Below are 22,047 nucleotides of genomic sequence, written 5' to 3'. Positions count from 1 at the left end.
CAATGTTTCATACCGAGGTCCGCAGCAAAAATATAACAGTCACCATCGGTAGAGATCTGCCTGCAGTTATCATTGGTGAAAGGATTAATCCCACAGGGAAAAAGAAATTCGGTCAGGCCCTTTTGGCTAAAGACTATGATTATGTAAGACGTGAAGCAATTGCTCAAGTTGAACAAGGAGCCGATTTGTTAGATGTTAATGTAGGAGTTGCTGGCGTTGATGAAGTTGCTACCTTGCCGGAGGTTGTCAAAATAGTAGCAGAAACTGTTGATGTACCATTGTGTATAGACTCTGCAAATCCTGTAGCTTTGGCAGCAGCCCTAAAAGTATACGATGGAAAAGCCTTGGTGAATTCAGTAACAGGAGAGGAAAAGTCTCTTGAGCATGTCTTGCCTGTGATTAAGGAATACGGAGCAGCTGTTGTTGGTTTGCTTATGGATGACACAGGTATCCCAAATGATCCTGAAAAAAGATTAGCAATCGCCAAGAAAATTGTTGAACGTGCGGAAAAGCAAGGAATCGATCGTTCAAATATAATAATTGATTGCTTGACCATGACGGTGAGTTCGGACCATAATGCCGCCACTATTACTTTAAAGACGATTGAAAGAGTAGTGGAGGAACTAGGTACAAATATCATTTTGGGAATTAGTAATGTTTCCTTTGGTTTACCGGACCGAAACAGTATAACTAAAACAATGATCGCCATGGCCTTAAAGGCGGGTTTGACTTGTATAATTATGGATCCAACCGCCGAGGGTATGAGGCGAACTGTAAAAACTTCTGATTTGCTTCTGGGACGAGATGAATGGTCTTTGAATTATTTAGCAGAATACCGACAGTTCTCTGAAGCACAAAACTAAATTTATAGAGCGCCTTACAATAATAAGGAATCTTTTCAGAAATGGAAAAAGTGGGGACGAAAAATGCAAAAGGGAAAAATCATTGCATGTGAGGTTTTTAAAGAGGAAATATTAAGGGGACTAAAAATACCCTCAGAAAACTGTATCTTTTTACCTCAAGAATTACATCGTACCCCAGAACTACTGAAAAACGAACTTCAAAAGCAGATAGATCTCCTTGATCAACAAGGGGATCTAGACTGCATCTATTTAGGGTATGGTCTGTGTGGCAACGGTGTTGTAGGAGTAAAGTCCAGTCGAAGTGAGATTGTAATCCCCAATAGTATGGATTGTATATCCATTTTAATGGGTATTCAGTATTCCAGTAATTGTAAAGTTGATAGAACAACCAGCTATTTTTTTAGCTCAGGGTGGATTGCCTTTGGAAGTGATGCCTGGAAAGAATATCAACGCTGTCTGGAATTATTTGACCACGAGACATCTTATTGGTGTACTAAGGAAATGATTAAATACTACGAAACTTTAATTTTAATCAATAATGGTATGGACAGCTATCAAGAGGATAAGGTGTTTGTTCAAATGGTTAGTGAGTTTTTTAGTTTGAATTATAAAGAAGTTGAAGGCAGATTGGATTGGCTGGCCAGTATGATTGAAGATGTAGATTCAAAGTTTAACATTAAAGTAAAACCAGGCAACTCAATTCAAAGTAAAATGTTCACCTGCGGAACTTAGTGAATAAACCATTGGGGGATGTAAACGTGCAAAGTTTAAAAAGAATTAAATTTCTGCCTCACAATGTAGAAGTGTTTGTTCCAGCAGGAACCACTGTAGTTGAAGCAGCGGATTTAGCCAGGGTTGAGATTGAACCTACCCCTTGCGGACGGCGTGGAACATGTGGTAAATGCTTAATCCTTTGCCGCGATTATTCGGGATCCCCAACAATTGTTGAGGAGGAGAAAATTACAAATATCTTACTGGAGCAGGGCTGGAGGTTAGCCTGTCAAACGACTGTTGTTCAAGACATGATTATTGAAGTACCCAGTCAAGCAGCCGGAAAGTTAATTAAAGACTTATTATCACGGCCTATAAAGGCCATAGAAGTTCTTCCATCAATTATCAAGTACTATATTAAGGTTGCCCCGCCAACCATGACAGATCAACGCTCAGATTGGGATAGAGTTGAGAGTATGCTGCCTGATCCTGAGGTTCAACAAGAGCTGGACTTAAACTTGCTGAGGGAATTACCTGAATTAGTGAGAAATAATAACTATGAAATTACTGTCGTCACCTACAAAGGAAAAGTGATTTCCCTCGAAGCAGGAGATACAACATCTGTAGGTTATGGCTGTGCTATAGACATTGGAACAACAACCATTATATGTAGTTTGCATGATCTATATACCGGACAGGAAATCTCAGTTGCATCAGCCTTTAATCCCCAGAGAACTTACGGAGCCGATGTACTTTCCCGCATAGATTTCTCTCGAAAGGACGGAAACTTAGAAAAACTTCAAAACTTGATAGTTGGGCAAGTTAATACCTTAATTGAAAAAGTAATCGAAAGTTCAGGTATAAGCTGCTCGGATATTTACTTGATCAGTGTCGTAGGTAATACCACAATGCAGCATTTGTTTTTGGGTCTTCCTGTCAGATATATTGCCACACCACCTTTCGTGGGAACTCTTTACACAGGGCTTAGTTTTAATTCTCAAGATCTGGGTATCAAAATTAATAAGAGAGGCAAAGTGGCTTTTTTACCTAATGTTGCAGGGTATGTAGGAGCTGATATTGTGGCAGGAGTCTTGGCTACAGGTGCCTATAATTATGATGCTCCTTGCATCCTGATTGATGTGGGAACAAATGCTGAGATTGTCCTGGCAGCTCATGGGCGTTTATATGCGTGCTCAGCTGCTGCCGGTCCGGCTTTTGAGGGCGCTAATATTTGTTATGGAATGCGTGCGGAAACAGGAGCAATCGATCAGGTTTGGCTGGAAGATGGAATGCTGCACTATCATGTTATTGGAGAGGTCCCAGCATTAGGCTTATGCGGTTCTGGTTTGGTAGATGTCATTGCTGTGTTGCTTGGCCTTGGAATAATCGATTCCAGTGGCAGGCTATTAAGCTCTGAGGAAGCAATCCCCCTGGTAGGAGAAAAACTGGCTGAAAGCTTGTTTGAAAGTGATGATGGAGATGAATTTATTCTTGTCAAGAATAGCGAATGTCAGAAAGTTAGTCTCACTCAAAGAGATATTCGGCAAGTCCAGTTAGCTAAAGGGGCCATACTGGCCGGTATTAGAATTATGATCAAGGAAATGAGTCTTAACATTGAAGATATTGAACAGTTTAACATAGCCGGATCCTTTGGTAATGTACTTGACAAAAAGAATGCTCAAGCAGTAGGTCTAATTCCTGCTGCAATACCCTTAAGCAAAGTAAAATATGCAGGTAATTCAGCTCATATCGGCGCTCAAATGAACCTGTTGCGTGCAGACACAGAAGAAATTGTGAATTCTTTAGTTAAAAATATAAAATATCTGGAGCTCTCTGATCGAAGTGATTTTACGGAAGAGTTTACAAATGCCATGTTTTTTGCTGACTGTGCAGAATAGCGTCGATATCAGGTATTCAGGAGAGGGAGATGGGGATGCGAAAAATCTACTTTTTGGCAGAACGCTGCAATGGCTGTCTGGCTTGTGAAGTCGCTTGTATTGAAACTAAATCCCTTACGAAAAGTATCTTTATGGCAGGTCTGGAACAACCTGCCCCGCAAGGAAGGATTAACGTTGTAAAGTCCGGTGAGCATTATTGGGCTTCACTTTGTCAGCACTGTGTTGAAGCCATGTGTGTGGGGGCCTGTATGACTGGTGCCATGCAATACTCCGAAACAGGTGAAGTTATTCACAACTTAAAGCAGTGTGTTGGTTGCTGGATGTGCGTTATGGTTTGTCCATTTGGTGCAGTAGTGCCCCTTGAGGAAGTTGAAAAAGCTGGCAAATGTGAATTGTGTAAGGATGAAAAAATCCCACCTTGTGTTGTAGCTTGCAAGCGTAAAGCCTTATATTATTGTACTCCGGAAGAATACGAGATGAAGGTTGAAGGTGATTGGCATGCGCTATCTCATCATTGGTAATAGTGCCGCAGGCATTTTTGCGGCAGAAACAATCCGGGGGTTAGATCCTGACGGACAAATCACAATGATTTCCAAAGAAGATTGTTTGCCCTACTCTCGATGCCTGACGTCTTATTTTTTAGGGAAAGAAATACGAGAAGAAGACATGTATATTCGAAGTAAGAAGTTTTACTCTGAAACAGGTATTAAATTCATAGGGCGAAATGTGAAAAGGATTGATTCGGATTCCAAATGTGCCTGTTTAGAATCTGGGGAAAATGTACCTTATGATAAATTGTTGGTCGCGACAGGTGCTTCCCCTTTCAGTCCACCCCTAGAAGGGAGCGATATGGAAGGAGTATTTCAGCTGCGTACCTTGGCAGATGCCAAAGCAATGGCCGAATTTGCTCCCAAAGTAAAAACTGCGGTAGTCATGGGTGCAGGGCTTGTAGGTCTTAAAGGCGCCCATGGGCTGCATGAATTGGGAATTAAAGTAATCGTTGTAGGATCTGCACCTTACCTTATGCGGTACTCTACCGATCCCGAATCTTCAGACATCTTGATAAGATTATTAGAAAAAGACGGTTATCGTATATTACTTAATACCAAAGCAGATAGAATTCTCGGTGAACGGAATTCTGAAGGAAAGATGTCAGTAAGCGGTGTAGTTCTGAATTCCGGTGAACATATACCCTGCCAGATGGTTCTCAAGGCTATTGGAGTAAGACCTAATGTTCAGTTGGTAGAGGGCAGTGGGGTATTTGTGAATAAAGGGATAGTTGTTGATGAGGAAATGGAGACCTATGTAAAGGATATCTATGCAGCCGGGGATGTAGCTGAGGCGAAGAATTTGCTGCAGGTCGGAAAAAGCGTAAGTGCTTTGTGGCCTACTGCTACAGAACAGGGAATTATTGCCGGCTGCAATATGGCAGGCTTAAAGCGTAGATATCAAGGCTCCATGGCCTTAAATTCAGCTGTGATCGGTGGAGTAGGACTAATTTCCGCGGGAATCATGAATTTGCCGCCTGGAGAAGGGATTGTGCTTAAAGCATCGGAACCCAAGAGTAATTTCTATCGTAAGTTCGTAGTAAAGGACGGCCGTTTGATCGGGATGATTATGGTCGGAAAAATCGAAGGGGCTGGTATTTTAAGTGGTCTGATTAGAAAGAGAGCCAAGGTTGACATCAACTACCTGAACTGTTTATTGACAAACCCTGTAAAATATCAAGGATATTTTCCGGCAGGCAAAGGGGGGATGTAAATTGGGCAGCTATGTTAGACCACAGTCATTAGGTGTAAATAGCAATCCATTAGAACCAGATGGTAATTTAAGGACGTCTATTTGCTGCCTTTGTAACGGTGGGTGCGGGATTAAAGTAAGTCTGGATCAAGAGGGGAAAGTACAGGCGGTTTTTGGTGATCCGGATAATCCCTATAACAAGGGCAAGATATGTGCTAAACCCATGGAGATTGCCCAGACCTTGTACGGGCCATACCGGGTAGGGCATCCAATGAAAAAAGTGGATGGATTCTTTGAAAGAATTGCTTGGGATGAAGCCTTAGAGCTAATTGCCCAGAAATACAACCATTATATTAAAAATCATGGGACCGGTTCAATTGTAGGTATTACCTCCAAAATAGGTGGATCTTACAGTAAATTAGCCCATAGCATTTTTTCTAAGTTAACAGGCATGGCTAATTACGGGACCGGACCTATCTGCATGGAGTCGGAATTAAATGTCCGGAAGGAGATATTTGGCAACGGGTCTGCGACGGCACCTTTATCTGATGTGGTTAGGTCTAAGATACTGTTAATTGTCGGTAATAATTGCGCTCAGACTAAAGCAGGCCAGTTTCAGTGGATTCTGGAAGCCAAGGGGCAAGGAACAAAAATCGTCGTTATTGACACACGTTTCACAGAGACAGCCCAGGCGGCAGATCGCTTTATCCAGATTAAGCCAGGGACGGATGGGGCCATGGGAATGGCTTTAGTGAAGTTTGTTATTGACAATAATCTTTATGATCAAACCTTTGTAGCCGAGCGTACGAACGGATTTGAACAATTGGCTCAGGCCGTAGAATCCTTTACTTTGGAGCGGGCAGCGAAGATAACTGGGGTCCCTGGTAATGTAATTAAAGAATTGGCTCAAGATTTAGCTTCCCTTAAACCCGGTATGCTTTTTGAGGGCCGGGGTATTGTCTGCGTTAACAATGCGGGCGCAACCCTTAGAGCCTTTGAAGACCTAATGGTACTCTTAGGTAATGTGGGAAAACCAGGTGCTGGTATAATTTCACATATCAATAATTATGGGAATGCAAAGGACCTTATTCCCAAAAATGATGTGGTAAAACCAGATGTTAAGAGATCTGCAGCGGACCTCTATCCAGCTATGGAAGAGGGAGAAATCAAGATGGTCTTTATTGCAGGAAATCCCTGTGTAAATTGGCCTGAAAGTCAACGTATGACTAAAGCGATTCAGGGATTGGATTTTGTTGTCAGCCATACCTTGTTTCTGGATGACACGGCAATATTGGCTGATATTGTTCTCCCAGCAACTCACTGGTTGGAAGAAGCCGGGGCACAGGCAAGTGTTCACCGGGTTTTACAGTGGAAGGACAAAGCTGTGGCAACCTACGCTGAGGCCAGATCAGGAGGGGACCTTTTCCGCCAATTGGCAGAGCACATGGGTTTAGAGGTGTCCTATTTTCCGGACTCGCCGGCTGCGGCCTGGGAGCTGGAAAGAACCCATAATAAAAGTATTGCGGGTATCACAATTGAACGTATGCGCAGGACACCGGGGGGAGTGCATTTTCCCTGCCCGGAAAATGGTCAGGAATTTGTACGTTTATATGAAAATGGCCTATTTCCTACGCACTCCGGTAAAGTTGAATTGGCCCGAGAAAATAACATCGCCATTGAGTATATAGATATGTACGATTCCCCTGGGAATCAAGGAATCAGCCGTGAAAGATTCCCCTACATCTTGAGTACCAACAAGGTAGCCAGTCATTACCACACCGTGTGCCAATACAGTAATTGGGCTCAGGAAATGGAAAAGCCCTATGTTGAAATACATCCCCAGACAGCGTCGGAGTTAGGTGTGACAGACGGGGATCAAGTTAGAGTAGAGACAGCAACGGGTGCTCTTGTTTTACCTGCAAAAATCACTTTGAGCGTACCAAAGGGATATTTCTCTACCCAGCCATATTTCGGAGCACATTCACCCTATGGGAAAACACCGGTGAATTCCCTCTTTCCTGCAGCCGTGGATCCGGTTGGGGGGAATTTTCCCAACAAAAACATTATGTGCACTGCCAGAGCCGAAGGGGGGCAGGGATAATGAATCAGTACGCCATGTTAGTTGATGTGTCGCGCTGTATCGGTTGTAAGAGCTGTACGGTTGCCTGTATGCAGGAAAATGGGTTGCAGAGCGGCAATTCATGGCTAAGTGTAAAGCCGAGGGAACTATTAACGGATTACTTGGTCCGATACAATATTCCTCAGTCCTGTCGGCACTGCGCAGATCCCATTTGTGTCGCTGTCTGTCCCGTTGGTGCCATTAAGCCGGAAGAGAATGGATTAGTCAGCCATGATGTTGAAAAATGTATAGGCTGTCAGGTTTGTGCGGCAGCCTGCCCCCATAGTGGAATTAAGATTATGACTAATGGTAAAGTTGGTAAATGTTCTTTTTGCAGTCACCTTTTACAAAGAGGTGAAGAACCTGCCTGTGTGGCGGTTTGCCCTGTTGATGCCAGGGTTTTTGGTGAACGAGAAGTTCTTATTCGTGAAGCAGCTGCACGCAAGGAAGAGTTGATATCACGGGGTACAGAAGTATACCTGCGAGGTACAGGAAAAGAATCAACAACGGTATTATACCTGTTGATAAAGTTGCTGGCTTTCGCAGTTGCTGATTTTAAAGATAATGTAGCGGATTTAGGTGGAGAGGGTTAACACTTCAGGAGACTAAGACTCGCAAATGATGAGGATACGAGATTTTATAAGTAATAGCTGAGGATTGCTTAGTAATTCATAATCCTATTAAGAATTTGAGGGAGGATTAGTTATGAGAAAAAAAGTGTTAATTGTGGGTGGTGTAGCAGGCGGCGCTTCAACAGCAGCAAGGCTTAGGCGACTTGATGAAAATGTAGAGATAATTTTGTTTGAAAGAGACCGCTATATTTCTTTTGCCAATTGTGGTCTGCCTTATTACATTGGCGGATCGATTAAGGAAAGGGACCATCTTTTAGTGCAAACACCTGAAGGCATGAAGGATCGATTCAATATCGATGTAAGAATTAACAGTGAGGTTATTTGTATAGATCCTCGTCAAAAAGCAGTAAAAGTAAGAAGCAAAGAAGGTGGTGAATATAGAGAACAGTATGATTATCTGGTTTTATCCCCAGGAGCAAGAGCCATTAAGCCTAATATTGAAGGTATAGACAGTCCAAGAATCTTTACCTTACGAAATATTCCAGATACGGATAAAATTAAAACCTATGTTAGCGAAAGAGAAATTAAATGTGCAGTAGTCATTGGCGGCGGCTTTGTTGGAGTAGAAATGGCGGAGAATTTAAAACAAAGAGGACTCGAAGTTACCATAGTAGAAGCTGCACCTCATATACTGGCGCCTTTTGATACAGAAATTGTGGCAGCGGTTGAGAAGGAGCTATCCGACAATGGCGTAAAACTAGTGTTAAATGATGGCGTGAAAGAGTTTAAGAATCAGGACAGCAGTGTAGAAATAACTCTTACCAGCGGAGCCAAATTGGAAGCAAATCTAGTCATTTTAGCAATGGGAGTGATACCGGATACTGATTTCCTCGAGGATAGTGGAATTCAGCTTGGCGCGAAAGGGCACATACTTGTCAATGAGAAAATGGAAACAAATGTTACCAATGTATTTGCAGTTGGAGATGCCATTGAAGTAGTGGATTTTGTAAACAAGCAAAATTCAATGGTTCCTTTAGCCGGACCGGCAAATAAGCAAGGGAGGATTGCAGCGGATAATATTGCAGGCTTAGGCACTACTTACCGGGGTACACAGGGGACCTCGATTATTAAGGTTTTTAAATTAACCGCTGCTTGTACCGGCAATAATGAAAGAACTTTGAACAAGTTGAATATGCCTAATCGAACAATCACTATTCATCCTTTCTCACATGCAACTTATTATCCGGGAGCCAAGATGTTGACCTTAAAGCTGATTTTTAATGACTCAGGCAAGATACTTGGGGCCCAAGGTGTTGGTAATGAGGGTGTCGATAAAAGGATTGACGTTATAGCCACAGTGATCAGGCTGGGAGGAACAATCAAAGATTTAACTGAGTTAGAGCTTTGTTATGCACCACCGTTTTCTTCAGCTAGAGATCCAGTCAATCTGGCAGGTTATGTTGCGGAGAATGTTTTATCCGGCAGAGTGGAAACTCTTACAGCAGAGCAATTACCGTCCTCTAAAAAAGAGAATACAATACTGTTAGATGTGCGTACCGTTAAGGAGGTTAGTAAAAAAGGGTATATTGAGGGAGCTATCAATATTCCTATAGATAGCCTGAGAAAAAGAATTGGTGAACTTGATAGGAGCAAAGAAATCCTTGTGTATTGTCAAATCGGACTTAGAGGGTATGTGGCAGCAAGATTTTTAACTCAGCATGGTTTTAAAGTTAAAAATCTGGATGGAGGGTATGTATCCGTTTTACGATCAAAATACAATTAAGATCAACTTGGACAGTAATTATTTACAAAGCCAGAATAGGTTATAGTAAAAGAAAGGGGTTATCATTATGAGTCTAAGAACTAAAATCTCAGATCTTTTCATTGATAATCACGGTCCGGAGTTGCTGTTGGCTGCCTCAACTATTGTGATAGTAGTTTTAATGATTCAAGAAGTATTAGCGGTATTCAGACCATGATATAGAAAATTGCTTCCTGAGAATAAAAAACCCCCGATCTAGTGTCAAAGGCACTAAGGCCGGGGGCTTTTTTGCTCTAATTACGCTAATGTTAACTTATCTCGCCAGGGAAAAGAGTTAACTAACATCTTATTTAAACCAACTTCCTTGATGGTATACCCCAATGCCAAACCTATTAGTTGCGTAAAGAATACCACTGGGATTTGTTTGCCACGAGCTTGCAGTGCATGCAGTCGGAATTCTAAATTTGAGTGACATAAGGGGCAAGCAACGGCAATAACATCTGCTCCGGAAGCTATTGCTTGACGCAGTACTTCATCCGTCCGTATGTTAGCCAATTCAGGGCCGCAGAGGGAATGACTTCCACCACAACATTCGCTCTTATGAGACCAGTCTCGTACGTCCGCTCCCAAAGATCCTAAAAGTTTATCCATGCTTTGAGGGTTTTCAGAGCTATCGGATTCAGGGTCTGACTCTAAGTTGGGTCTTACGGTTAAGCAGCCATAATAGCATACAACGTTCAAATCCGAGAAACGGTATTTTATGTTTTTCTTAATAGCATTTGTAATAGAAGGATCAGATAACAGTTCCAAGAGATGAACGACATTCACGGTCTCAACTTTTTCTAATCTTTCGCCAACTAATTCACTGGCGAATTGACGTTTCTGGGGATTTTGAAGTTCAAGACTTGAGCGTTTTAAATTACTATAACAGGCGGCGCAGGGAGCGGTAACCGTATTTGACATACCCTTGGCGACAAGATGTAAGTTTCTGGCCCCTAATGCTAAGTTGAGGGTATGATCAATACTATGGGCCGAGGTTGCTCCACAACAATTCCAATCCTCCGGCTCCTCTAAAGTAATCCCGATTTTGTTGCATACCAGTCGGGTTGAAACATCAAAAGGCTTTGCTAATCCATGAAGTGAGCAGCCGGGGAAATAAGCTATAGGTTTAGTTGCCATGGCCTTTACCCCCCTTTTTCTCTACACGTCTTATGGAAAGGCGATAAGACTTATCCGGCCTGTGGGGAGGTTTCATATCAACTCTCATGCGAGTTATGAGATCTTTCATTAATTTTAAAGGCGGCAGGGGAGTGCCTTTAAAAGTTAAGGCCATGGTCAAAATAGATTCATGAGTTCTTCCAAAGGCCTTTACTTGTTTAACGTATAATTTGTGGAATTTAATTTGTTCATTGGTCTTAGTCGTTGGTTCAGCGCAAGCCATCTCTCTTAAGGTATCCATTAAACCAGTAATCTTAATTTTTGCCGGACAGCGGTCCTCACAGATATGACAGGAAACGCACATCCAGATAGCTTTGCTGTTTAACAGAAGCTTACGCTGATTCAGTTTTATTAATTGGATAATCTGACGCGGACCATACTCCATGAGTTCGATGCCGCTGCATCCACCTGTACATGTTCCGCATTGTATACAGGCATCTATGTTCACATCACAGATATCTTCTACTTCAGTTTGCAACGCAGAATTACCGGTTATCACCATTGTCATCGGAGACCCTCCCTTTTAGCTTAATCTCCCTTACTTTGCGGCTCCCCGATTGGATTGAAGATAACTTAATACCCCGGCTGCAGCAGCACTACCTTGATTCAAAGCATCTTTTACATCACAAGGAAAACCACAAGCACCAGCGTAAAATACCCCCTCGGTCAAACTCATTGGATTTTCACTTTCTGTCATCGGGATTGGCATGATAAAACCATTATTATCGAGGTTGCCACCTACTTGCGTGACCAGTTCAGGAGTATTTGGACTAGGGACCATTGCTGTCGCCAATACTACCAAGTCTGCTTCTAATTCCAATGGAACCCCCATCAGAGTATCCTCAGCCCGAATCAACAAGCGGCCGTTAGTGGGGATTACCTTGCCGACTCTTCCTCGAATATACTTTACGTGTTGATTTTCCATGACTCCTCGGACGAATTCCTCACCGTTTTTGAAGTTGGAGCGTATATCCATGTAGAACACGTAAACTTGAGCCTTTGGCTGGGCTTTCTTTAGCTCTAAAGCCTGTTTGGCGGTATACATACAACAGATCTTTGAACAATAAGGCATTCCTTTGCTTCTGTCCCGTGAGCCAACACATTTAATAAAAACTGCTGTTTGAATAGGCTTTTTTAAGACCGCTTCTTCCTGGTGTTCAAAATCGATGCCTGTAATGACTCCAGGAAAACGTCCATATCCATATTCACCATACTTTTTGCCGTCAAAATTCTCAAACCCCGTTGCAATGACGGCAGCGGAAAAAATCTTTTCCTTTGGATTTCCCGTATTTGAATAATTTGCTTTAATAAGGCCGTCAACCTTTTGAAGTTTGCTGACTTCCGTTCCCAGTAATACAGTAATTTTGGGGTTACTCTTAATAACTCGGACCTTTTGTCCAACCAGGGATGCCCCTTCGGTAAGGTCAGGAAACAAAGCCCCATATTCCTTCACATGACCTCCGAGATTCTTGTCTTTTTCAATTAGTACAACTTCCCTGCCGGAGGCAGCTATGTCAATAGCAGCCTGCATACCGGCAACCCCTCCGCCAATAACCAGAACACCCTCATTAAGCATTTTCATGCTCCTTTCACCTTGAAATTATCCCGAAGATATCCTATACCTTACTTAACAAAGCGTCCCAGCACGGGTAGAACTGGAGTAGTATTAGCTTTAAAGCCTAACTGCTCAACTGGTGCGCCCAAAGCGAAAGCAATAAGCTGAGATAAATCAATAACAGGAATACTTACGTGTTTGCCTCTCGAGGTGATAGTCTTCTGTTCACGGTCGAGGGCAGTATTACAACCCGGACAAGTTGTAGTCATTAATTGAACTCCTGCCTCAGCAGCACTCAGCATCTTATTGGTAATATGGGGCAATACCGTCTCTTCCTTGTGAGTAAATCCTCTGCCCACGGAATAGCCGCAGCAGGCACGCCGTTCTTTATAAACTACAGGCGTCGCTCCAAGAGCTTTAAAAATTTCTTCATGAAAGGTAGGATATTGAGCATCATCAATGGCCACGTCTTTATTAGCCAAATAGTGGCAGCCGTAATGGGCTGCGATTTTTAGACCTGTTAAAGGCCGCTTGACTAAGCTGCTTATTTTGTCTAACTGCCGATACCATAATTCCTGGACGTGGTAAATTTTGGTGTGACCGTGATATTTTACACGTCCCAAGGCCACATTTGCTTTATCTCCAACTTCTTTGAAAGCAGGGTTGGAATGCAAAAGGTGGGCTAATTCTCTTAAGTATCCATAGCAACCATTACAAAACACACCTACATCCAGTCCCATTTCCTGAGGAATACTTAAATTGCGGGAAGTGGAGGCCAGAGCTAACTGTGGGTTCACGGCATTACAGGTTAGCATATACCCCGTGCAGCAGGTTTGGTCGACGGATTCTATAAATTCAATGCCTAATTTTTCCCCAACAAGCCTTACGGCTCTTTCGGTTCCCGGATATTCAATACTCCCTGTACAGCTAAGAAATAGGAATAGTTTATCCGGTGTAGGCAAATTGGCTACTCTTTGCGGATCAATAAGGGATAATCTTTGATACTCTTCCATCTTAAGCCTCCCTTTCTGAGCCACTAACAAAATCATCCTGGATCAATATTTTTCCCTCCAGATAACTCAGATTGATAGGGACTTCGGGGGTTTCTACATAATTCTTAAGCCATTCGTCAGTGCCGGTAATTTCAAATAATTTTTGGTACTCTTTAATACCATTGTCAGATACAATCCTGAGAGGGGATAAGCCTAGGCTGCTCCTCAACTCCCTAATTTCATCCAGTCTGGCAGGTTTGCCCGGTTGGAAGGTTACAGCTTCTTTTCTGGCTTTTGTAACGAAACGGATGAAGGGATCCACATGCTTTTTTCCCGCTCCATGGGCCATGGAGAAGTAGCGGATATAAAGCATTAAGAGTGGATATTTAATTTCGCTTGGACAGGTTGCGGCGCAGTTTGCGCACCAGAAACAACGCCATATTTCTTCACTTTGGACGATCCTTTCATAATTGCCAAGCAGTACTTCCCTAATGATCTGCCTTGGATTATAGGAAGGGCTAATAGCAGCCACAGGACATACACCAGTACATTTACCACAGGATATACAGCGACTTATGTCATCGGCTAATCCCGATGTCGCTATTGCGTTCTCAAATTCTAATGACCAGTTACTGGCCTGTTCTCTTTTCATAAGACATCCCCTTATAACTTAAATTAGGGCTGATACAAAACAACTCGTTGATTAATATAGAGGTCTTGTAACTTAGGTTGTCTATGAGACAGAAAGTCCCACTGGAATCAGTGCGACTTTTGCGCGAAGAAAAGGAATCACTTGACTAAGGGATTGTCAATAATTGAGAAAATTCTGATTTTTAAATTGATAATTGTGGGTATTAGGACCCGGTGGTAAGATTGAACTCTAGCTTGACAACATTAGTTAAAGTTGAAGAAACGGGAGAAATGGATATAACACGTTTGTGCATCTCTTCTAATACTTCTTTCCCAACATCGCTTTCCAGGTGAACTCTAATGCGGGCTGTTGTCAGGTTCGGCATAATGTCCGTTGGAATTTGCATAAAGGCAATGCCATTACTATCTCCTTCGATTTCAATCTCAATCTTCTTGAGGGGGATCCCGTGTAAGGCGCCATCAAAAGAGTAGCCGACGACTAAACAAGATCCTAAAGCTGCCAGTACAACTTCCCCTGGCTGAGCCCCTCCTTGTTCATTGCCCCAAGGTTCATCAATAATATACTTGAAGTCCCGGATTGTGGTTTCTGATCTTGTGCCGCCAAGCCAGACTGTCTTTGTTTTCAGGGTTCTCTTAGCTTTTTCATGATCTTGCTTTACCCTATCCACCATACTTCCAATAAACCCTAAGTCGATTCCGTTAAATAAAACTCCGCTATTGAACTTACTCACTATACCAATCCCCCTTCGAATTTTTTAGAAACGATTCTTGACTGCCGAAACTGAGTGAGTGTAAATCCAAGCTCGTTTCTAGCTATATTTATAAGAAATAATATGCAAAACTTATGCCAATACTAACGTATGGATATTTTTGTTCAATCATTACTCTTGAGTAAGGAGTTAAAATATAAACAAAAGATTAGTAAGCAAGAATGTAATATAAATATTCCAGCAATAAGTATAATTATTTGATAAGTCCCAAAATTCTAATTTATATACTTATTGGCAGTTATGGAATAGAATAATTCCATACGGAACATGTAAATTCCAGTAAATAGAGATTATTGATTAATTGGGTGGGATTATGGAACTTAGGGTAAATACTTTTGGCTGAAATAATAAAAAACCTTAAAGAAAAATATTAACGTATGATTTCGGAATAAAACTCCATAATAAAAGAGAACCTTTACATCCGAGCTGTTTTCATCAACGTTCTGCTAAAGATGACAATGGCGGTGGGAGGGCTTTCTGAGTTAGATAGGGGGTTTTATAGTGCTTTTAAATGAGACAGGCGAACCTGAGGAAAATAAAAATGTTCCATCTTCAAATATTAAAGAATTAGGCCAGATTCAAGTCCCGGGGATGACGGATCGAATCTACTGTTTACCAATTATCGGTCAGATTGAAGGGCATCAGATTCTCCCGGCCCAGTCTAAAACAACAAAATATGAACATATTATTCCACAGCTGCTGGCAGTGGAGCAAAATCCAAATGCTGAAGGGATCTTAGTAATATTGAACACTGCCGGAGGAGATGTGGAGGCAGGATTAGCTATTGCCGAGATGATAAGCAGTTTAAGTAAGCCATCAGTATCATTGGTGCTGGGAGGAGGTCACAGCATTGGCATCCCAATTGCTGTCAGCTGTACAAAGAGCTTCATAGCTCCTACAGGAACAATGACGGTTCATCCAATCAGGTATACTGGATTAGTGATTAATGGGCATCAGCAGTTTGAATATTTAAGGAAAATGCAAGATAGAGTTAATCAATTTATATATTCTCATTCACAAATTGCCCCGGAAAAATTAGAAAAATTTATGTTTACGACAGGGGAGTTAGCTCAGGATATTGGAACTATCCTTGTTGGACAGGAAGCGGTAGATGCAGGATTAATTCAAGCAGTCGGTGGTGTCAAAGAAGCATTCCAAGAGCTTAACAGTTTAATTCCTCCAAAACCTGAAGAATGAAACCGGCTACGGTTGGAAAAGGAGATCGTCTAATAAAGAGCAGCGAAGGCTGCTTTTATTATTGTTAAGATCTACGGTTTATAAGTCAGGTTCAAGTTTCTAAACGTATTTTACGGAAAGAAACAGGAATATAGCTTGATGGTGTTGAATTTGAATATAATAATCATTGATATTTTAATGTTTGGAGGATTGGTTTAGTGGCGAAGGCTAAAAAACGCCGCTCGGTTAATAAACGGGTGAATATGCGTGTCAATTCTTTAAAAGAGACGATACGCAATGAAGTGATTGGAGTTTTTATCGTCGGTATGGCGTGCTTAGGGTTAGTCACGCTCTTCTCAGATAAAAGTGGCGTGGTTGGAGGACAAATTAAACATCTATTGACGATCTTGGCTGGGAATGGCCGGGTTAGTATTCCACTTTTGCTGGGCGCTTGGGGGCTTGTTTTTATGAATAAGCAGACCCCTCGCTTAGGGACAAAATCTATCGGAGTACTTTTACTCTGGTTGGTCTTTATTGGTATTCTTCATTTACAACTGCCAGAAATAGAGGCCCTTTCTAAGGCTGATATGATAGATGAAGGTCTGTTAGGTCATGGCGGTGGACTTATTGGGGCGGGAATAGCCATAATCTTAAATACTACTATTGGAATTCCCGGAAGCTATGTCATACTAATTATGATAGCCTTGATGGGGTCATTACTGATTACTAATCGATCATTAATCAAAGGAGTTCAAGAAGCAGGTCAGCTGGGAAAAGAATCGGGACAATGGATAAAACACCAAATGGGTGATTTTATCCATGTGCTCAAAAACTCTGACGATGGGGATATTGGGATTTCGGAATTAAGAACACAGTCGAATGTAAAGGAAGATGTCAAAAATACTAATAAAAAGAGCCCAGCAAAAGTGATTCCACGTGCTCTTGACCCGGATGTGGTTGAACGTCCGCTGGTTATCAAAACCCTGGAGGACCATCAAGAAATTCCGGTTGAACCAAGCAATCTAACCAATAAAGGACAGTTGGGTTTTGAAAAGATGACAAATCCGGTTATTGAAAATACAATCATTCCCCCTGGAAAAGTGACAAGTACTCCTGTTTCCCGGCAGACCAAGGAAGACGGTAACTTTCAGCTTCCCCAAGTTGTATTGTTAAACAAATCGTTGAAAATAAAGAATCCACGGCTCAATAAAGATTTAACGGATAATGTCAAAATACTTGAAGAAACCTTAGGAAGTTTCGGAGTAAAAATCAAAGTTACACAAGTTACTCAAGGCCCGGCAATTACTCGTTATGAAGCGCAGCCGGCTCCGGGAGTAAAAGTTAGTAAAATAACAAATTTGGCTGACGATATTGCCTTAAGTCTAGCTTCTGCCGATGTGCGAATTGAAGCCCCTATTCCTGGAAAATCTGTAGTAGGCATTGAGGTACCCAATAAGGAAATTTCAATGGTCCATTTCCGTGAAGTTCTAGAAACTCCTGAATATCAAGAGTCCACGAGTAAATTGGCTTTGTGTTTGGGCAAAGATATAACGGGAACACCTGTTATCGCAGATTTGACGAAAATGCCCCACCTCCTCATAGCAGGAGCAACAGGATCCGGAAAATCCGTATGTATAAACACATTGATTCATAGTATTTTATTTAATGCCCGTCCTGATGAAGTAAAGTTCTTATTAGTAGACCCCAAAATGGTTGAATTAGCGAACTATAATGGTATTCCTCATCTGATTGCCCCGGTAGTAACGGACCCGAGAAAGGCAGCAGGCGCCTTAAAGTGGATCGTAACAGAAATGGAAACCCGTTATGAATTATTTGCTGCTGCCGGGGTAAGAGATATTGTCCGTTATAACTTTCTGCGCACCCAAGATAAAAATGAAGAACATCCACCCTTACCTTATGTTGTCGTAATTATTGATGAATTAGCAGATTTAATGATGGTTGCACCTGGTGATGTGGAGGATGCTATTTGTCGCCTAGCTCAGATGGCACGTGCTGCAGGAATCCATTTAATTGTAGCAACCCAGCGGCCATCCGTTGATGTCATCACGGGTTTAATCAAAGCCAATATTCCCTCTCGAATTGCCTTTGCAGTCTCTTCTCAGACGGATTCAAGGACTATTTTGGATATGAATGGTGCTGAAAAACTCTTAGGAAGAGGTGATATGCTTTATTATCCTATGGGCAATAGTAAGCCGGTTCGTGTACAGGGCTGTTATCTAGGTGATAAAGAAGTTGAAAATGTCGTTTCATTTTTGCAAAACCAGGCTAAACCGGAATATCAGGAAATACCAAACCTGGATGTTGAAGATGTAAAAAAGGAAGATATGGAAGACGAACTCTTCTACCAGGCGGCACAGCTTTTTATAGAAAGCGGCAGCGCTTCAGTCTCTCTGTTACAACGACGCCTGCGCATCGGATATACTCGTGCGGCTCGTTTAATGGACTTTCTTGAAGAAAAAGGAGTTGTGGGGGGATACGAAGGGTCAAAACCTAGGGAGGTGCTAATGACAAGGGGGCAGTTTGAACTTAAATACGGCCCATGGGTTGATGAAATTGCGCACTAGTTGCATAAAGTTTCTGAAGGATTTATGATAATAAAGTAGTATATTGCCGAACTGGAAGGAATTAATGATGGTTAAGGAGATTAATGTTGAAGAGCTAAAAGCTCTAGAAAAGCCGGTTTTAGTTGATGTGCGTTCTGAAGGGGAGTTTGCTGAAGCTACTATTCCAGGCGCCATGAATATTCCAATATTTAATGATCAGGAACGTGCAGAGATTGGTAAAACTTATACCCAGACCTCTCCGGCTGTGGCCAGAGAACTTGGGTTAAGTATCGTTAGTCCCAAACTTCCGGATTTGGTTAAAGAGGTCGAGGAACTTTCAAAAAAGGGCCAATTGGTATTATTTTGTTGGCGTGGAGGCATGCGAAGTAAGTCTCTGGCAGCGGTAGCAGAACTAATGGGTATTCCTATTTATCGTCTGCAAGGAGGATACAAAGCGTATCGAAGTCAAGTCGTTAACTATTTTCAAAACAAGCTTCCCTTTCAGGTTATCGTACTCAGGGGTAATACCGGGGTGGGCAAAACGGAACTCTTAAAAAAGTTAAAAGCCGAAGGATACCCTGCTATCGATTTGGAAAACCTGGCCAACAATCGAGGGTCGGTCTTTGGGGCAATGGGGCTGGGGAATCCTCCCTCCCAGAAAAAATTTGAGGGATTATTATATGAAGAACTTGCATCATTAAAAGATTTTTCTTATATTATTGTAGAGTGCGAGAGTAAACGGATTGGAAGGGTAACCCTGCCGGCCAATTTTTATACAGCCATGCAGGATGGAATTCAAATCCTTCTTTATGATTCCTTGGAAAATCGTGTTCAGCGCTTGATACAAGAATACACTTCTATGCCCCAAGCTATTGAAGAAATTAGTGTAGCTTTGCAAAGGCTGATAAAAACACTGGGTAATAAAAAAGTTGATGAGTTAAGTGCTTTGTTAGAATCAAAGAATTTGGATCGATTTACAGAGCAATTGCTGGTTGAGTATTATGATAAGTTATATGCTTATCCCAATGAACCCAGCTCGAAATATGACTTTTATATAAACCATGAAAAGCCTGAAAAGGCATTAAGGGAGTTGGAGAGCTATCTCGATGAGAAAGTCGCCCAACAAGGCAGAGAATCACCTGTACTTAGAGTATGATATCCAGGAAAATAAACCAGGATTGCTTGGTGCTGTGACAACGCTGATTGGAATGCTGGGTTTAAATATTTTGACGGTTACGGGGATCGAGGAAAAGAGCCGGGGACTCCTGCTGGAGAGTGATTCAGAGGGTAAATTTAAAGCGTTGCAAGCAGCGTTGACTGAAGTTGAAGCTATAAAAGTGACAGCATTTCGCAGACCAACCTTGCTTGACCGAATCGCCCTTCGACATGGCCGACGTTTAAACATGGCCGACATAAATCCGCCAACTTTCTGTTTTATTCGAGAAGAATTAGGTGTTTTGGTTGACTTTTTAGGAGATACTTTAATAGAAGGCGGAAATCAAGTCATTGGGTTAAGGGGTATGCCTCGAGTCGGCAAAACTGAAGCAGCTATTGCTGCCTGTGTGTATGCCAATAAACGATGGATTTTATTATCGTCTACTATTATTCGACAAACTATTCGGACTGAGTTATTGCCTAATGAACCAGAAAACAGCATTTTTCTTATCGACGGTATTACAAGTACTACGAGAGGTAATGATGCCCATTGGTCTTTGCTTGAAAAAACATTACAAATACCGACGATTAAGATTATTGAACACCCGGATATATTTATTCGGGATGGGCGTTTGGACGTAGTGTTCGATTACATCATTGAAATTCGCCATCAAGCTGATGACCCTATCCATTCTGAGGATATTTCTATGAGCTTCACGGCTTTTGATTTAAGTTAAAAATAGAAAGGAGGTTTGGCAATGGCAGGAGAAGGACAAATGCTCCGAACCGCTCGGGAAAATAAAGGGTGGAGTTTGATTGACACTGAGGAAGTAACAAAAATACGAGTTCGCTATATTCAGGCCCTTGAAGAGGAGGAATATGAAGTACTTCCTGGAGCTACTTACGTGAAGGGGTATTTGCGAACCTATGCAAAGCAATTGGGATTAAATTCTGACGATATTATTGAACTCTACAGTGCCTCAAATCAACCAGAGGCTCCGCCTGTCATTGAAGTGTCAGACAAAATTACCCGAACTCACTCTTCCTGGATTAGACCGGTGATTATCGGGGGGATGGCTCTCGTGGCAATTGCCTTGGCTTTTGGAATTAAAGGCCTTTACCAACCCAAGGAAAAACCGCCGGATTACACCTCTCCACCCTTAATAACTGCACCGAAAACAGAAATTACAGATTCTACTCCTAAGGAGCCTGAGACGCCCGCTCAAAGTTCCCCTCAGGATGTTGTAGCATCGACGCAGGATGGTTTAACCGCGCAGCTGGTATTCACTCAAGCTTGCTGGTTGGAGGTTAAAGTTGACGGTCAGGCACCATTTCAAGCCACATTTGCTTCAGGAACCACTAAAGAAATTAAAGGAACCGATCGAATTGAGCTCCTCTCAATTGGGAATGCAGGCGGTCTGACTGTTACCTTAAATGGCAAGACACTCCCCAGTATGGGAAAATCAGGCGAAGTCCTTCGCAATGTGGTATTAACAAAAGAAACCTTAAATCAGTTTTAACGTCAGGGATAAAACTATTGAATAATTAAAAGGAGAGTTTCATTTTGGCAAAAGATTCTTCATTTGATATCGTTTCCAAGGTTGACATGCCAGAGGTCACTAATGCAATTCAGCAAGCACAAAGGGAGCTTGAACAACGGTTTGATTTTAAAAACAGTAAATCCTCCATTGATCTTGAGAGTGATAAAATTATTTTAGTTTCCGATGATGATTTTAAATTAAGTAATGTCGTCGATATTCTGGAAAGCAAACTTGTTAAGCGGGGAGTATCCTTAAGGGCACTAGACTATGGTAAGGTTCAGCCGGCCTCTGGAAATACCGTCAAGCAAGAGGTGAAATTAGTTCAAGGAATTGCCCAGGACAAATCTAAGCTCGTAATTAAGGCCATCAAAGACAGCAAAATTAAAGTGACGGCTTCGATACAGGGTGATGAGATTCGTGTGTCCGGCAAGAACAAGGATGATCTGCAAGCAGTGATCGCTCTTTTGCGAAAAGAAGATTTTGGTATAGAACTGCAGTTTATTAATTTCCGTTAATTATAAGCCTATGTTGCTGTGGCGGCCGTTATATTTGTCCCAGATTGATACTATTTCAATCTGGGACAAATAGTTTATAGGACGTTTATAGCATTGATCTGTGGAAGAAAGAAATATGAATTGCCAAGGCTCTGGCCTTAAATCCGGAATTTTTGTTAATGGATGAACCATTTTCGGCCCTGGATTGAATTTACCGTGAAAAATAAAATGAGTAATTAATGAGTATTTGGAGCAACACTAAGAAA

Annotated in this window: 21 protein-coding genes; 15 read left to right on the top strand and 6 right to left on the bottom strand. The window is 41.9% G+C overall.

Annotation, left to right across the window (positions count from 1 at the left end; all coding sequences use genetic code 11):
• The first annotated feature begins 2 nt into the window (after nt 1-2).
• From DESOR_RS16935 to DESOR_RS30690, 9 genes are all read left to right on the top strand, one after another.
• The gene (locus DESOR_RS16935; RefSeq protein WP_014185808.1) at nt 3-863 is read left to right on the top strand and encodes a dihydropteroate synthase; all 861 of its coding nucleotides are present in this window, start codon (nt 3-5) and stop codon (nt 861-863) included.
• Between the two features lie 63 nt (nt 864-926).
• The gene (locus DESOR_RS16930) at nt 927-1,595 is read left to right on the top strand and encodes a DUF1638 domain-containing protein (protein ID WP_014185807.1); all 669 of its coding nucleotides are present in this window, start codon (nt 927-929) and stop codon (nt 1,593-1,595) included.
• A 26-nt stretch (nt 1,596-1,621) separates the two neighbouring features.
• Complete coding sequence (locus tag DESOR_RS16925; RefSeq protein WP_052304323.1) at nt 1,622-3,472, top strand: ASKHA domain-containing protein; 1,851 nt, start codon at nt 1,622-1,624, stop codon at nt 3,470-3,472.
• 29 nt (nt 3,473-3,501) lie between these two features.
• Nucleotides 3,502-3,993, top strand: a complete 492-nt coding sequence (locus tag DESOR_RS16920) for a 4Fe-4S dicluster domain-containing protein (protein ID WP_014185805.1) — start codon at nt 3,502-3,504, stop codon at nt 3,991-3,993.
• On the top strand, nt 3,971-5,233 hold the full coding sequence (locus tag DESOR_RS16915; protein ID WP_014185804.1) for an NAD(P)/FAD-dependent oxidoreductase: 1,263 nt from the start codon (nt 3,971-3,973) through the stop codon (nt 5,231-5,233). Before DESOR_RS16920 ends, DESOR_RS16915 begins: the two co-directional genes overlap by 23 nt.
• Nucleotide 5,234: 1 nt before the next feature.
• Entirely contained in the window at nt 5,235-7,313 is a 2,079-nt protein-coding gene (locus tag DESOR_RS16910; protein ID WP_014185803.1) for a molybdopterin-containing oxidoreductase family protein, read from the top strand.
• Nucleotides 7,313-7,924: a 4Fe-4S dicluster domain-containing protein gene (locus DESOR_RS16905; RefSeq protein WP_014185802.1), complete on the top strand. Its 612-nt coding sequence runs from the start codon at nt 7,313-7,315 to the stop codon at nt 7,922-7,924. The genes DESOR_RS16910 and DESOR_RS16905 overlap by 1 nt, the downstream gene beginning before the upstream one ends.
• Nucleotides 7,925-8,036: 112 nt before the next feature.
• Nucleotides 8,037-9,686, top strand: a complete 1,650-nt coding sequence (locus tag DESOR_RS16900; RefSeq protein ID WP_014185801.1) for a CoA-disulfide reductase — start codon at nt 8,037-8,039, stop codon at nt 9,684-9,686.
• Between the two features lie 67 nt (nt 9,687-9,753).
• Nucleotides 9,754-9,882 (top strand): hypothetical protein, encoded by a 129-nt coding sequence (locus DESOR_RS30690; RefSeq protein WP_014185800.1) that lies wholly within the window; start codon nt 9,754-9,756, stop codon nt 9,880-9,882.
• Nucleotides 9,883-9,962: 80 nt separating this feature from the next.
• Here the strand turns inward: DESOR_RS30690 and DESOR_RS16895 are convergent, their stop codons facing one another.
• The 6 genes from DESOR_RS16895 to DESOR_RS27450 form a co-directional block, all read right to left on the bottom strand.
• Nucleotides 9,963-10,844, bottom strand: a complete 882-nt coding sequence (locus tag DESOR_RS16895; RefSeq protein ID WP_014185799.1) for a CoB--CoM heterodisulfide reductase iron-sulfur subunit B family protein — start codon at nt 10,842-10,844, stop codon at nt 9,963-9,965.
• Nucleotides 10,834-11,391 carry a 4Fe-4S dicluster domain-containing protein gene (locus DESOR_RS16890; protein ID WP_014185798.1) on the bottom strand — a complete coding sequence of 186 codons (558 nt, stop codon included), beginning with the start codon at nt 11,389-11,391 and terminating at the stop codon, nt 10,834-10,836. Before DESOR_RS16890 ends, DESOR_RS16895 begins: the two co-directional genes overlap by 11 nt.
• A gap of 30 nt (nt 11,392-11,421) precedes the next feature.
• A complete protein-coding gene (locus DESOR_RS16885; protein WP_081468520.1) occupies nt 11,422-12,465 on the bottom strand; it encodes an FAD-dependent oxidoreductase in 1,044 nt (347 codons plus the stop codon).
• Nucleotides 12,466-12,506: 41 nt separating this feature from the next.
• Complete coding sequence (locus DESOR_RS16880) at nt 12,507-13,451, bottom strand: CoB--CoM heterodisulfide reductase iron-sulfur subunit B family protein (protein WP_014185796.1); 945 nt, start codon at nt 13,449-13,451, stop codon at nt 12,507-12,509.
• A 1-nt stretch (nt 13,452) separates the two neighbouring features.
• Nucleotides 13,453-14,082: a 4Fe-4S dicluster domain-containing protein gene (locus DESOR_RS16875; protein ID WP_014185795.1), complete on the bottom strand. Its 630-nt coding sequence runs from the start codon at nt 14,080-14,082 to the stop codon at nt 13,453-13,455.
• 202 nt (nt 14,083-14,284) lie between these two features.
• Nucleotides 14,285-14,812: an OsmC family protein gene (locus DESOR_RS27450; protein WP_014185794.1), complete on the bottom strand. Its 528-nt coding sequence runs from the start codon at nt 14,810-14,812 to the stop codon at nt 14,285-14,287.
• A 540-nt stretch (nt 14,813-15,352) separates the two neighbouring features.
• Here DESOR_RS27450 and DESOR_RS16865 point away from each other — a divergent pair.
• From DESOR_RS16865 to DESOR_RS16840, 6 genes are all read left to right on the top strand, one after another.
• On the top strand, nt 15,353-16,048 hold the full coding sequence (locus DESOR_RS16865) for a ClpP family protease (RefSeq protein WP_014185793.1): 696 nt from the start codon (nt 15,353-15,355) through the stop codon (nt 16,046-16,048).
• A 197-nt stretch (nt 16,049-16,245) separates the two neighbouring features.
• Nucleotides 16,246-18,612, top strand: a complete 2,367-nt coding sequence (locus DESOR_RS16860; RefSeq protein ID WP_014185792.1) for a DNA translocase FtsK — start codon at nt 16,246-16,248, stop codon at nt 18,610-18,612.
• Between the two features lie 67 nt (nt 18,613-18,679).
• A complete protein-coding gene (gene mnmH, locus DESOR_RS16855) occupies nt 18,680-19,747 on the top strand; it encodes a tRNA 2-selenouridine(34) synthase MnmH (RefSeq protein WP_014185791.1) in 1,068 nt (355 codons plus the stop codon).
• Nucleotides 19,698-20,483, top strand: a complete 786-nt coding sequence (locus DESOR_RS16850; protein ID WP_014185790.1) for a DUF3388 domain-containing protein — start codon at nt 19,698-19,700, stop codon at nt 20,481-20,483. Before mnmH ends, DESOR_RS16850 begins: the two co-directional genes overlap by 50 nt.
• 21 nt (nt 20,484-20,504) lie before the next feature.
• On the top strand, nt 20,505-21,266 hold the full coding sequence (locus tag DESOR_RS16845; RefSeq protein WP_014185789.1) for a helix-turn-helix domain-containing protein: 762 nt from the start codon (nt 20,505-20,507) through the stop codon (nt 21,264-21,266).
• A 44-nt stretch (nt 21,267-21,310) separates the two neighbouring features.
• On the top strand, nt 21,311-21,802 hold the full coding sequence (locus tag DESOR_RS16840) for a YajQ family cyclic di-GMP-binding protein (RefSeq protein ID WP_014185788.1): 492 nt from the start codon (nt 21,311-21,313) through the stop codon (nt 21,800-21,802).
• The last annotated feature ends 245 nt before the right edge of the window (nt 21,803-22,047 follow it).

Source organism: Desulfosporosinus orientis DSM 765 (assembly GCF_000235605.1).
GTDB classification, from domain to species: Bacteria; Bacillota; Desulfitobacteriia; order Desulfitobacteriales; family Desulfitobacteriaceae; genus Desulfosporosinus; species Desulfosporosinus orientis.
The sequence above is the reverse complement of the archived record's forward strand: the minus strand, read 5'-3'. Positions and strand labels throughout refer to the sequence as shown.